The following is a 12,051-nucleotide window of genomic DNA, read 5'->3' as shown; positions in this document are numbered from 1 at the left end:
GATTGGCAGAAGTCTGCAGCATTCTCATCATCGACGACAATATCGACGATCGCGAGGTCTATCGCCGCATATTGAGCCGCGTCTCCAGCACCGCCTATAGCGTTCTGGAGGCGGAAACGGGCGAAGAGGGTCTTGCGCTGAACGGGCGCAAGCGGCCGAACTGCATCCTGCTCGACTATTCGCTGCCGGGCCGCAACGGCCTCGGCGTCCTTGCCGATATACTGGAGAGCGATCCCGCCGCCAACGTCATCATGCTGACCGGCCAGGGTAGTGAAACCGTCGCAGTCGAGGTGATGAAGAGCGGCGCGCGCGACTATCTCACCAAGGATTCGCTGTCGCCCGAAACACTGCATCGCTGCATCCAGAATGCCATCATGCACGGCATGCTGGAAGCGCAGCTGGAGCAGAAGCGGCAATCGCTCGAAATCTTCACGCGCGCCATGGCCCATGATCTGAAGGAGCCGCTCAGGACGATCAAATCCTTCAGCCGCATCCTGGCCGGTTCTGCAGCGCTTCCGGCCGACGACCGGGAACTGCTCGACTATGTGCTGAGCGCCGCCGACCATATGGAAGACCTGATCGTCAAGGTCTCCGGCTTCACCCGCCTCGAGGCCTCCGGCGGGCCGGAACTCACGCCGGTCTCGCTCTCTGCCGTGCTCGACCAGGTGGAGGACAATCTGCGCCAGCAGACCGAAAGCCGCGGCGCCGTGATCATCCGCGGAGCGCTGCCGGAGGTCATGGGCGACGCGACGCTGCTGACCCAACTGTTGCAGAACCTCGTGTCGAATGCCATCCGCTATTGCGAGCAGACGGTTCCGGAGGTGACGATCTCGGGAGAAGCCCAGGGCGATTTCTGCCGGCTCACCGTGCGTGACAATGGGCCCGGCATCGACCCCCAGCATCGCGAACTGATCTTCCAGCCGTTCAAGCGCCTCGTCGGCCGCGGCATCGAGGGCACCGGGCTCGGCCTTGCCATCTGCCGCCGCATCGCGCAGCTGCATGGCGGCGCGATCTGGTGCGAAGCCGAAAATGGCCCGGGCGCCACCTTCATTCTCGACGTGCCGCTCGCCGTGACGAGGCCGGAGCCGGCCGCCGCAGCGGCCGTCCCGCACAGCGGCAAAGGGGCGGAGCAGCCGGGCGAAGGGGCGGGCAGGCTTGCCGAAGTGCTGCTGGTGGAGGATAGCCCGGCCGACATCCAGCTTTTGAAGATCAAGCTGATGCGGCGGGAGAAGGTGGACTTCAACCTGCATGTAGCCACCAACGGGCGCGAGGCGATGCGGCTGCTGGAGACGCGCGCCGGTATTGCCGATGTGCCGCAGATCGACCTGATGCTGCTCGACATCAACATGCCGATCATGGACGGCTTCGAGGTGCTGCGTGCGCTTTCCGCCGATATCCGCCTCAAGCAGATTCCCGTCTGCATTCTCAGCACGTCAAGCGATGAGACCGACCGGCAGCGAGCCAGGAATCTCGGTGCGCGCGCCTATATGGTCAAGCCGCCGACCCTGCAGCAACTCGAAGAGGCGCTCGAATATGTCGACCATTTGGAATTGCTGCAGCGCGGCGATTCGCTTGCTCTTTGTGCGGAACAAAACTAAGCGATGGTCATTGGCAACGGTATGACCTTCGCAGCTTTCATACTCGCGCTCCTGACGACGCCGCTTCAATCAGGACAGCTCTCGATGGTATCAGGCATACATCACGTGACGGCCATCACCCGCAAGGTGCAGGCGAACGTGGACTTCTACGCTGGATTTCTCGGCATGCGGCTGGTCAAGCAGACGGCCGGCTACGAAGATGTGACGCAACTGCATCTCCTTTACGGCGATGCCGTGGGAACGCCCGGTTCCCTCCTCACCTTCCTTAGCTGGGAAGACGGCGCGCCGGGCCGGGCCGGCTACGGCCAGATCAGCGAAATCTCACTGTCGATCGACCCAGCCAGCATCGGCTACTGGCTGACACGCGCCATGAGCTTCGGCCTGCGCTCGGAAGGACCGGCCGACGAATTCGGCGAGCCTGTGCTGAGGCTGAAGGACCCCGACAACATCATCCTCAAGCTCGCCGGCGCAAAGCACCTCACATCGCCGGCGGTCTGGGACGGCGCCTCGATCCCGGCCGAGCACGCCATCCAGCGCGTGCGCGGCGCAACCATGCTGACGGAGAAGCCGGCTGAAAGCCGCAGCTTCATCGAGACCCATTTCGGCTATCGCTTCCTGGCCAATCGCGGAACGATCGACAGGCTGGTTTCGCAGTCCGGCGACGTCATCGACGTGCGCGATGCCCGCGGCTTCTGGTCGGGCGCGCCGGGCACCGGCACGGTCGATCACGTCGCCTTCCGCGCCGCCGACGAGGAGACGCTGCTTTCGGTGCGCAAGGCCCTTGAGGCCACCGACGCATCGCCGACCAACCTGCATGACCGCAAATATTTCCGCTCGCTCTATGCCCGCGAGCCCGGCGGCACGCTGATAGAACTGGCCACCGACAAGCCGGGCATGACCGTGGACGAAGAGCAGGCGGCGCTTGGGACGAAGCTGTTCGCGCCGCCCGAAGCGATCACCAATCTCCACGACCTGAAGGTCGTGCTGCCGCAATTTGCAATGCCCGGCCAGCCGCGCATCAATTACCGCGAGCTGCCCTTCGTCCATCGCTTCTATACGCCGCCGGATCCCGACGGCAGCGTCTTCGTGCTGCTGCACGGCTCCGGCGGCAACGAAACGACGCTGATGCCGCTGCTCAACAAGGCCGCGCCGCGTGCGACGCTGCTCGGCGTGCGCGGCCGGGCGACGGAGGAAGGGTTTCCGCGCTGGTACAAGCGCATCACCCCCTTCTCCTTCGACCAGAACGACATCAAGACCGAGGCGGAGGCTTTCGCGGCCTTTATCGAGGGCGCCGTCAAATCCTATGGGCTCGACCCGCAGAAGGTGGTCTATGTCGGTTATTCCAACGGCGCCAATCTGTTGAACTCGCTGCTCTACCTGCACCCGAACCTGGTGCACAAGGCGGTGCTGCTGCGCTCCATGCCGGTGCTCAGCGACTTTCCGCATGCCGACCTCAAAGGCACCGACCTGCTCGTCATCAGCGGCAAGACGGATGCCTACGGCAAATATGCGAGCGAGTTGGAAGAGCGGCTGAAGAGTTCGGGCGCCACCGTCGATTCCGACGTCATTCCCGGCGGCCATGATCTCGGCGATGCCGATGTGCCGATCATCCAGAAATGGCTGCTGCAGGAAAACCGCTAAAGCATGTCGCGCAAAAGTGTGCCGCGGTTTTACGGCAACGACATGCGTAAAAACAAAAAGCGAAAGCGCGTCGCATGAATCAAGTTTGACGCGACGCGCTTTAACGATCAGCCTCGGCGGGCGACCATGATGCCGGCGAGCACGACGGCGCCGCCGAGCGCCTGCATGGATCCGATCGCCTCGTGCAGCAGGGCCCAGGCAAGGATTGCCGCGACGACCGGCTGCAGCAGCAGCGTCAGCGAGGAGAAGGCCGGCGGCAGATAGGCCAGCGCATAGGTGATCGCCACCTGCCCGCCCGCATGGCTGATAAAGGCGAGACCGAAGAGCAGCGACCAGCCATAGAGGCTTGCCGGCAGCATATGGCCCTCATGGATGAGAGCAATCGGGAAGATGAAGACGGCAGCCGACGCCGTGCTCCACAGCATGATGCGGATCGTATCGAACCGGCTGCGCAGCCTGCCGATCGCCAGGATATAGCAGGCATAGAAGAAGGCGGCGATCATCGCGATGCCGTCACCGGCGAGGTCGCCATTGCCGATGGCTGCCGGGCCGCCCTTCAAGATGACGACACCCGCCAGCGCCAGGACAAGTCCGAGCAGGAAGACGCCGCTTGTCCTCGCCCGGAAAAAGACGAAGGCGATCATCGTCACGAAGACCGGTGCAAGGTTGGCAAGCAGCGTCGCATTGGCAACCGAGGTCATGGTGAGCGACAGGTGCCAGGCGGCGAGATCGAGCGACAGCACGAGGCCGGGAAGGATCAGCATGCCATAGTCGGCAAGGCTTTGCGGCTTCGGGCCCGCATTCTTCTTCATGAGCGAGACGATGAAGATCGGGATCAGCGCCAGCGCCACGCGCCAAAAGGCCGTCGCCATCGGCCCGACCTCGGACAGCCGGACGAAGATCGGCGAGCCGCCGATTGCCGCCCCGCCGAGAATGAGGGCTGCAAGGGCGAGGCGGTTGGAAGGCGAGGCTTCGGAAAGGGTGGAGGCGGCCTGCGACATGATCTCGATATTTCTTGTCGCCCGAAAGCAGGGCGATGGGATGTTGGCTGCCGTGAGTATCAGAAGTCGATCATGAACGACAGCCGGCAAGCGACATGGGAAATGCAAAATCAGGCCGGCGTCTTTGCTGCCCGCAGTTTTTCGGCAATCTCGGTCGCGACGAAGAAGGCGTGCTCGGTCACCTGCGGCAGCCCCATCAGCTCGCCGAAGGTGCCGCGCGCCAGCGGGCCGGAGATCAGCAGCGACGGGTCCGCTTCTCCCGACGGGCCAATCGCCTCCGAGCGCCCGGTGCAGGCAAGACCGAGGCCGGTGGGATCGAGCGACAGGTGGCCGTTTGCCGCAAGGGCTGCGAGCCAGATCTGGGTATCGAGAATGCCGCCATGGGCCGGGCCGGTGGTGACGATGACGGCGTCATAGCGCTGCTCCAAGGGCTGGGGCCGATGGCGCGGCTGCAGCGTGGACAGGATGAACTCGCCTTCGATGCGCGCATCGGCGACGGAGCCGGCAAGGATTTCCAGCCGGCCAGCGGCAACCGCCGCGTCGAGCACGGCCTCGACCTGCGGGGCGATGCGGAAACGATGCACATCCCAATAGGGACGCAGATGACGGACAAGGCGGCGGCGCTCGGCAACCGGCAGCGCCTGCCACAGATCATATCCCTGCGCCCGCACCTGATCGATTACGCCGTGCCAGCTTATGCCCTCCGCTTTTGCCGCCTCTATGGCGGTGCGGATCCTTGCCAGCAGCGAGCCGGCGGAATGGGCTCCATCGGCAAGGAAATCGCCGAAAAGCGGCTGCGGCACCGGTGCATGCCCGCGCGAACGCAGGCCGCGACGCGAAATCGCCGTCACCGGACCGTCATGGCCGCGCTCGGCCAGCGAGGCGATGACATCGGCCGCCGTCAGGCCGTTGCCGATGACCAGCACCCGGTCATGCGGGCGGATGACGTCGAGCGCGCCTGGTCTGGTGGTGTCGGCGACAAAACGCGGATGGGCCGCAAGCCGGCTCGCCAGCCGGCCGGGGGCTGCCGGCGGCGGGTGGCTGGTGGCGATCGCCACGATATCGGCCTCCATCACGCCGCCCTTGTCGTCGCGGATCGACCAGCGGCCGGCGCGGCGCTCGACACCGGTCACCGCGGCGCGGCAATGACGCACGCGCCCCTCTTGCAGCAAAGGTTTCAGCAGGGAGGCGACATATTCACCAAACAGCCGGCGCCGTGGGAAGAGCAGGCCTTCCGGCCGCTTTGCCTCCGGATCGTCGGCAACGGCATCGCGGGCCTCGATCCAGGCCTGGAATTCGCCCAGTTCGTCGGGCTGCAGGCTCATCTTGGCGGCCGGGACATTGATGCGGTAAGCCGGATCATCCGTGTCATAGGCAAGACCGCGGCCGAGCTCGGCGCGCGGCTCGAAGACCAGGATGAGGGGAGGCGCGTCGCGCGTCGCCCGCGCGAGGTGATAGGCAACGCCGGCGCCGGAAACACCACCGCCGATGATAGCGACGACAGGCCGTTCGGACTTCAAGAAAGGCTTGGACTGCATGGTGGCCGGATCATCACTTTCGATGCCCAAGCATAGAAGCCGGGCTTGGGTCACGCAATCCTCCCTCGGCAATTGTCTATAAATATTGTGTAGATTCAACCTGGAACAGGATGATTTAGGCCCGGTCGGCCTAAAATCTGAATCCTGTTCTACATTAAAGAGTTAGGGCATGATGTCGTCCGAAAACCGCTCACACTTTTCGGCATCATGCTCTATGCCGATATCGTCGTCGAAAAATCGGGATTCCCGCGGATCGTATTGCTCACTGTGCAGATCTCGTCCTCGGCCGCCTGGACGATCTTCTGCCGGGTTGCCGCATCGATATCGCCCTTGATCGAAAAGGCGATGTTGAATCTGGCGACACGCGAAAGGCCCTCCGTCGCCTTCTCGCCGCTGACCTCCGCGGTGATGTCGCTGATCCTGTCGAGAACCCCCATCTGGCTGGCGGCCATGCGGGCGCTGAGCACGAGGCAGGCCGAGAGCGAGGCATAGAGCAGGTCGAGCGGGTTGAAGCCCGGCTGCGACGGCGAGGTGACAATATCGATTTCGCCCCTGGTGGCGGAGGTGACGTGCGGAAAACCGGTGCGGCCGAGAGCGGCGGTGGCGCCGGTCGGGCGGGGACGGGCCTTGAGATCGACCATGGTGAAATCCTTTGACAAGCATCCTGCAGATGGCAATCTCCTTCCCGGCGCCGCAAGAGGCAAGTGCCGCTCGCCGGTTTCGGAACCTTTCCATCCTTCATCAGTTGATTACACCTGAACGAAATCAGTGACAAAGGTGGATTGCGATGCCCGATGTCCGCAGCATGGATCGCCAGGGCCGGCGCATGGACGCCCGCGATCGGCTGATCGTCGCGCTGTATGCGCAGCTGAAGGCAGAGCGGGAAACACGCGAGACACTGGAATGGGCGATCCGCAATGGCGCGGTCTCGCGGGAGGTGTTGGAGGCGATCGCGGCCGACCCGGTGCCTGTCGTCACCAGCGAGGATATCGCCTCCGTGGAGAAAATCATCGCCCTCGACGAGCGGCGCAAATCAAATCGGAACTGAGCAAACCAAATCGGAACGAAAGAGGAGATCCGAAATGGCCGATATCACCTATCAGGTCGTGCCGCATGACAGTGGCTGGGCTTACAAGCTCGGCGATACGCTGTCGGAAACCTATGCCACCGCCGATGAAGCGATCGTCCATGCCAGGGACGCCGCGTCGCGCCAGAAGATCGGTGATGGCGATGCGCTGCTCGCCTATCCCGCGCCCGATGGCCGCGGCTGGGCATTTCAGGAACTCGAAACCGACAAGAGCAACAGTCGGCTCTGATTTGCGACGGAGGATGGAATGGCCGCGCGGGCAAGCTGGAAAGGTCATCTGAAAGTGGGCGACCTTGCCTGCGCTGTCGGGCTTTACACGGCCGTTTCCTCCTCCGACCGCGTCTCTTTCAACATCATCAACCGCAGGACTGGCCATCGGGTGGAACGGCAATTCATCGACAGCGAGACCGGCAAACCGGTCGAACGGGACGATCAGGTCAAGGGCTACCAGATGGAGAATGGCGATTACATCGTCATCGAGGGCGACGAGATTGCCGCCCTCATGCCGGAAAGCGACAAGGTGCTGAATATCAAGGCTTTCATCGCCTATGACGGTATCGACAAGCTCTATTTCGACCGGCCTTACTATCTCGCGCCGGTGGACGAGCATGATGAAGAGGCGCTGGCGCTGATTGCCAGGGGCATGCGCGACGGCAAGGTGGCGGCGCTTGCCGAAGCCGTGCTTTTCCGGCGCAACCGGACTCTGCTGATCCGCCCGCACGACGACCACATCGTCGCGACGATGCTGAACTTCGACTACGAGGTGCGCTCGCCCGACAGCGTCTTCAACGACATTCCGGATATCAAGTTCGACAAGGAGATGCTCGAACTCGCAGGACATATCCTCAAGACCAAGCAAGGCAGCTTCGAGCCGAGCGAATATGAGGATCGTTACGAGGCGGCCCTCGTCGAGCTGGTGAAGGCAAAAATCGAGGGCCGGGCCCCGCCGAAGAAGAAACAGCCTAGGGAAAGCAAAGTCGTCAACCTGATGGAGGCGCTGCGACAGAGCGCCGGGATAAGCGGCAAGAACGTTGCAAAGAAGGCGCCGGCGAAGAAAGCGCCGGCGCGTGGCGACAGCCACAGCAAAAAGGCGAGCTGAGATCGTTCTCGAAACCGATCGGGAGAAATTCCCCGGCCTTTCCGCTAACGCGGCTTGCGCCCATCTTCTGCAGCAAGGCTCTTCTTCAACGCATCCATGATGTTGATGACGTTGCCGGTCGATTTCACCGGTGCAGGCTTTTTCGCGGGCGCGGCTTTCTTCAGGCTCTTCTGCTTGCCGCGGATCATCGACTTCAGACGCTTCTGGATCGGATCCTGCACCATGGCCGGGCTCCAATCTTTCGTCTCTTCCTTCACCAGCTGTTTCATCAGCGTCAAAAGATTGCTGTCGATCTCGGCCTTGCTGTCGAGTTCGGCCGTCGGTGCACGCACCTCGTCGCCATACCGCAGGGTCCAGAGAATGATGCCCTTGCCCTGAGGTTCCAGGAGCACGGCACGCTCGCGGCGATAAAGTACCAGGCGGGCAATGCCGACGACGTCGTTTGCCTTCATCGCCTCGCGGATGACGCAGAAGGCTTCCACCCCGACCTTGTCCTCGGGCGCCAGAAAATGCGGCTTGTCGTACCAGATCCAGTCGATCGAGCCGCGCGGCACGAAACTGGCAATATCGATGGTTCGGGTGCTTTCGAGCCCGACCTCTTCGATCTCCTCGTCTTCGAGCAGGACATAGTCGTCCTCGCCGCGCGGATACCCTTTCACCTGGTCCCGGTCGGCCACCGGCTTGCGGGTGACGCTGTCGACATAACGGCTTTCAACACGATTCTTCGTCTGGCGATTGAGAACGTGGAAACGCACCTTGTTGCTTTCGGTCGTCGCCGGCGTCAGCGAGACGGCGGCGGTGACCAGCGAAAGCTTGAGATAGCCTTTCCAGAATGTCTGACGTGCCATGCCTGTCTCCCCGACACGGTTGGACATGGCATCAACGGCGGGTTCGGTGTTTGGTTCCGAAAATTGGGTTCGCCGTAAAATCGCCTGGGTAGTGCCAATAGTCCAGAGTCGATCGGACGGTTAACGGCGCGACATGATGACATGATTATATCGGCTGGATTCGCGGAATGAGTTCGCTTAAAGTCGCGCCGCATGGCGAAGTGAGACGTGCCGCCTCAAGAAGCTTGGGGCCACTGGTCAAATTGCCCTGGCCAAATCGCCCACCGAGACGGGCAGTTTGGGAAACTAGGACGACGTTATCGAAACCGCCAAATACGAATTCGTTCTTCGCGAGCGGAAGCCGAGGATGCGCAGATCAGTTCCCGCCTCCGTTCAATCGAATACCGGCATCGCCTTGATCGTGGCGAACAGTCGGGGTTCTGCAGATTGATTTATATGAGCCTTTGATGACGATAGAAAATGCAGCTTTGGCAAGACACCACTATCCGGCGGGCTACCACCGGCAGTCTGTGCCTCGGTGGCGCGTCCGGCGCGATGTGCTGGCAAAGCTGGTCCTTACGATAGCATTTTACGCGTCTCTATGGCGGGCGACAGGCATGTGGTACGGCCTGCCTGCAAACTTCGACGACGGAGCCGCGGTCGATCCGCTGCCGATGAAAATATTGCTCTACGGCCTTATCCCTTTGTCAGGATTATATTTTCTGTTGGAACAGAAACAGTTCCTACGGGTCTTTTCAAGGTTTTCACCGTTCATCGTGGTTGTCGGCATTTCCTGCCTGACATCGATCGTCTTCTCCATCGACAAGACCGCATCCTTAAAGGGATTGGCTGCGGTCATCGTTCTCGCCATCCCGCCTCTTCTGTATCGCGCGCGCTACGGCAATGTCGAAGCCTTCCGAGTCCTCGGGCGTTTTGCGATTGCCGCCGCATTCATCAACGTTCTCTACACGGCAGCTTTCCCGCAATTCGCCATCATGCGCGGCAGCTATGCGGGCATGGTCAAAGGCGCATTTTATCATAAGAACACGTTGGGGCAGTTTTCCTCGATCAGTTTTGTCTGCCTGCTCTCGACGGAGAAACTCGGCCGGCTTCGTTACAGTACCCTGGTACGCTGGGCCGCAATGCTCTGCCTTCTCGCCTTGATTGTGGCAACGAAGTCCTCGACGGCTGTCGTCTTGACGATGTTCGGCAGCATGATGCTGTATGGCATTCGCGTCATTCACATTTACCCGAACCGTCTTTTTCGTTCCTTCGTCGTTTTCCTGTTGTTCGTGATCGTCGGGTTCGGCGCCAGCTTCGTTTACCTCGGCGTGGCTTCAGCGGTTGCAGAAGCATTCGGCAAAGATATTACTTTCTCCGGTCGCACCAATATCTGGGAACAGCTATTGCCATTGATCTGGGATAGGCCCCTAACAGGTTATGGGTTTGCGATGTTTCGTCAGCCCGATGTCATGGAAGAGTACGTCAGAGTTACCTTCGATGCACGATCGACCCATAACACCTATCTTGAGCTAGCGCTCAATATCGGCATTCCAGGCGTTACCGCATGGACGGTGTTTGCGCTGACCCGCGTGTTCCGGAAGATGACAATCGTCGACCCCGATCCGGCAGAATCCGGCGCCAGGCGAAAGGAGATTGTTATCATCATCCTCATCATGCTTGGAGCCATGACCGAGGCAGGCATGATGCTGGCACCTTTCATTTGCTGGCCACATATGGTCATCGCACTCTCGGAACTGCGTCCCAGGTTGCGAACAAACCGGAATCAACGCCAGCCTTGAGGGAAGGTGCGTTCGACGTCTGGCGGCAGAGCGCCTCATTTCGTCGTTCTTGTCGCATCGGTCAATATCGTCGGCCGCAGCCGTTCAAATCGAGAAATACCGCTTCTGCCAGGGCAGCATGTTTTCTTGCCACGCGCGCGGCGTGAAATCGTCATAGGCAGTCTCAGCGATCGCCAGCATCCAATTCTGCTCCTTGCGGGCCAGCAAGACGCAGGACAATTCCATGCCGGCTTCGACTGTGATGGAAGGCCGGTTGGCGCCCGGTATGTCGATCCCCTTGTCACGCCACTGGATGCGGATTTCGTCGGGCTCGGATGTCCATTCGCCTGAAGACACGGACGCCTTGCCGTCGGGCTTGACGCGAAGCGGCGGCGGCGTGACGTTCAAAAAGCTGCCGTCGTTGAAATAGTTGCCGTCAACTTCCCCTGCAGTCGCCTCCCCGTTTCCCTTCAGCAGAATGCCCTGCTTGCACCGCAGGAATATGTTGCGCCGAAAGCTTCCGGACCATGGTCGATTGGCGAAAAAAGCGATCTCGCATTCGCTGATGACGTTGTCGTGGATATTCATATCTTTGCGAAATGCCAGATTTCGATCCGAATAACCGCTCAAACTCACGCCGCGATTGCTGTTCTCGATCCTGTTGTCATAAACATGGTGGCCGGCATGGCTGACTTGATCGCCGACGCCATAGCCGAAGGAATAATCGTTCATCCTGCCGTCGCGCATGATGTTGCTGCGCACCACCGCATCGTCGCCGATCGACGAAAAAGAAAAATTCTTCCCGCCGATGAAATTATATTCAACCAAGTAGTTTCGGGTCCTGCCGCAAACCAGCGCCCCCTTGTTCGAGGCGCTGCTTGGTCTCTGAAGAAAAAGGTTGCCCCGGACCACTACGTTGGAACTTATGTTGCTATCTTTGTTCTGGTAGGCGAATTGGCAACAATCCGCCCCCTGGCCGGGCGCCGCGCCGACGCGGTTGTTTTCCAGCAAAACATTCGACGTCATCGTCAGGTAAATGCCGTCGCCATTCACATTTTCTGTTTCGCAGCGCCTGACGACAAGATTCCTGCCGTTGTGAAATTTGAAGCCGCGGGGGGAGTTCCTGACCACCACGTCTTCGACCACCGTATCGGAAAACACCTGATAGGCGACGCCGATATCCTCAGCACCGTCGATGACCTGCCCGCGTGTGGATGCTCCATGAATTTTCTTTCGCAGGATGGCGGGCATCAGATCTTCCTTCGTAAGGCTTGCCGATGACAATAGGGAGTGGTGGTGTGGCGGATGTTTGAATATCCGAAAATTATCTTACCCTGAACGGCCGCCCGGCTCGTCACATGTTCGCCCGATTTTTCCTGCATGTCGTCCTGGCAACGCCGCCGCTGCATTTCAGCAGCCGATTTTAATCGCCCGTCAGTCTTCTCTGTGGCCTGAGTCGTGGACCGTTGAAAGGCAGCT

The 12,051-nt window shown here is 60.9% G+C and carries 11 protein-coding genes; 6 read left to right on the top strand and 5 right to left on the bottom strand.

Features of this window, described 5'->3' with window-relative positions; translation table 11 throughout:
* The first annotated feature begins 2 nt into the window (after nucleotides 1-2).
* Both AMK05_RS03330 and AMK05_RS03325 read left to right on the top strand, forming a co-directional pair.
* Nucleotides 3-1,598: a response regulator gene (locus AMK05_RS03330; RefSeq protein WP_064836500.1), complete on the top strand. Its 1,596-nt coding sequence runs from the start codon at nucleotides 3-5 to the stop codon at nucleotides 1,596-1,598.
* A gap of 21 nt (nucleotides 1,599-1,619) precedes the next feature.
* Complete coding sequence (locus AMK05_RS03325) at nucleotides 1,620-3,239, top strand: VOC family protein (protein ID WP_171899743.1); 1,620 nt, start codon at nucleotides 1,620-1,622, stop codon at nucleotides 3,237-3,239.
* 107 nt (nucleotides 3,240-3,346) lie between these two features.
* On the opposite strand, the gene AMK05_RS03320 is transcribed toward AMK05_RS03325, so the two are convergent.
* The 3 genes from AMK05_RS03320 to AMK05_RS03310 form a co-directional block, all read right to left on the bottom strand.
* Entirely contained in the window at nucleotides 3,347-4,240 is an 894-nt protein-coding gene (locus AMK05_RS03320) for a DMT family transporter (protein ID WP_064836499.1), read from the bottom strand.
* A 110-nt stretch (nucleotides 4,241-4,350) separates the two neighbouring features.
* The gene (locus tag AMK05_RS03315) at nucleotides 4,351-5,778 is read right to left on the bottom strand and encodes an FAD/NAD(P)-binding protein (protein WP_064841256.1); all 1,428 of its coding nucleotides are present in this window, start codon (nucleotides 5,776-5,778) and stop codon (nucleotides 4,351-4,353) included.
* 212 nt (nucleotides 5,779-5,990) lie between these two features.
* Nucleotides 5,991-6,419 carry an OsmC family protein gene (locus tag AMK05_RS03310; protein ID WP_064841255.1) on the bottom strand — a complete coding sequence of 143 codons (429 nt, stop codon included), beginning with the start codon at nucleotides 6,417-6,419 and terminating at the stop codon, nucleotides 5,991-5,993.
* Nucleotides 6,420-6,565: 146 nt separating this feature from the next.
* On the opposite strand from AMK05_RS03310, the gene AMK05_RS03305 reads away from it, so the two are divergent.
* From AMK05_RS03305 to ku (AMK05_RS03295), 3 genes are read left to right on the top strand one after another with little or no spacing between them, the layout of a single operon-like run.
* Entirely contained in the window at nucleotides 6,566-6,826 is a 261-nt protein-coding gene (locus tag AMK05_RS03305; protein WP_064836496.1) for a hypothetical protein, read from the top strand.
* A 34-nt stretch (nucleotides 6,827-6,860) separates the two neighbouring features.
* Nucleotides 6,861-7,094: a DUF2188 domain-containing protein gene (locus AMK05_RS03300; RefSeq protein ID WP_064836494.1), complete on the top strand. Its 234-nt coding sequence runs from the start codon at nucleotides 6,861-6,863 to the stop codon at nucleotides 7,092-7,094.
* An 18-nt stretch (nucleotides 7,095-7,112) separates the two neighbouring features.
* On the top strand, nucleotides 7,113-7,964 hold the full coding sequence (gene ku / locus AMK05_RS03295) for a non-homologous end joining protein Ku (RefSeq protein WP_064836491.1): 852 nt from the start codon (nucleotides 7,113-7,115) through the stop codon (nucleotides 7,962-7,964).
* 44 nt (nucleotides 7,965-8,008) lie between these two features.
* Here the strand turns inward: ku (AMK05_RS03295) and ku (AMK05_RS03290) are convergent, their stop codons facing one another.
* Entirely contained in the window at nucleotides 8,009-8,812 is an 804-nt protein-coding gene (gene ku, locus AMK05_RS03290) for a non-homologous end joining protein Ku (protein WP_064836489.1), read from the bottom strand.
* Nucleotides 8,813-9,258: 446 nt separating this feature from the next.
* Here ku (AMK05_RS03290) and AMK05_RS03285 point away from each other — a divergent pair, with 446 nt between their 5' ends.
* The gene (locus AMK05_RS03285; RefSeq protein ID WP_064836488.1) at nucleotides 9,259-10,593 is read left to right on the top strand and encodes an O-antigen ligase family protein; all 1,335 of its coding nucleotides are present in this window, start codon (nucleotides 9,259-9,261) and stop codon (nucleotides 10,591-10,593) included.
* A gap of 84 nt (nucleotides 10,594-10,677) precedes the next feature.
* Here AMK05_RS03285 and AMK05_RS03280 read toward each other — a convergent pair whose 3' ends face one another.
* Entirely contained in the window at nucleotides 10,678-11,823 is a 1,146-nt protein-coding gene (locus AMK05_RS03280) for a right-handed parallel beta-helix repeat-containing protein (protein WP_064836487.1), read from the bottom strand.
* Between the last annotated feature and the right edge of the window lie 228 nt (nucleotides 11,824-12,051).

The organism is Rhizobium sp. N324, assembly GCF_001664485.1.
GTDB lineage: Bacteria > Pseudomonadota > Alphaproteobacteria > Rhizobiales > Rhizobiaceae > Rhizobium.
Note: the sequence above shows the minus strand (reverse complement) of the source record. Positions and strands in the feature narration are given on the sequence as shown.

Excerpts from the sequence above, each read along its gene's own strand:
- AMK05_RS03325 (WP_171899743.1), top strand. The coding sequence starts at position 1,620 with ATGACCTTCGCAGCTTTCATACTCGCGCTCCTGACGACGCCGCTTCAA.
- AMK05_RS03320 (WP_064836499.1), bottom strand. The coding sequence starts at position 4,240 with ATGTCGCAGGCCGCCTCCACCCTTTCCGAAGCCTCGCCTTCCAACCGC.
- AMK05_RS03315 (WP_064841256.1), bottom strand. The coding sequence starts at position 5,778 with ATGCAGTCCAAGCCTTTCTTGAAGTCCGAACGGCCTGTCGTCGCTATC.
- AMK05_RS03310 (WP_064841255.1), bottom strand. The coding sequence starts at position 6,419 with ATGGTCGATCTCAAGGCCCGTCCCCGCCCGACCGGCGCCACCGCCGCT.
- AMK05_RS03305 (WP_064836496.1), top strand. The coding sequence starts at position 6,566 with ATGCCCGATGTCCGCAGCATGGATCGCCAGGGCCGGCGCATGGACGCC.
- AMK05_RS03300 (WP_064836494.1), top strand. The coding sequence starts at position 6,861 with ATGGCCGATATCACCTATCAGGTCGTGCCGCATGACAGTGGCTGGGCT.
- ku (WP_064836491.1), top strand. The coding sequence starts at position 7,113 with ATGGCCGCGCGGGCAAGCTGGAAAGGTCATCTGAAAGTGGGCGACCTT.
- ku (WP_064836489.1), bottom strand. The coding sequence starts at position 8,812 with ATGGCACGTCAGACATTCTGGAAAGGCTATCTCAAGCTTTCGCTGGTC.
- AMK05_RS03285 (WP_064836488.1), top strand. The coding sequence starts at position 9,259 with ATGACGATAGAAAATGCAGCTTTGGCAAGACACCACTATCCGGCGGGC.
- AMK05_RS03280 (WP_064836487.1), bottom strand. The coding sequence starts at position 11,823 with ATGCCCGCCATCCTGCGAAAGAAAATTCATGGAGCATCCACACGCGGG.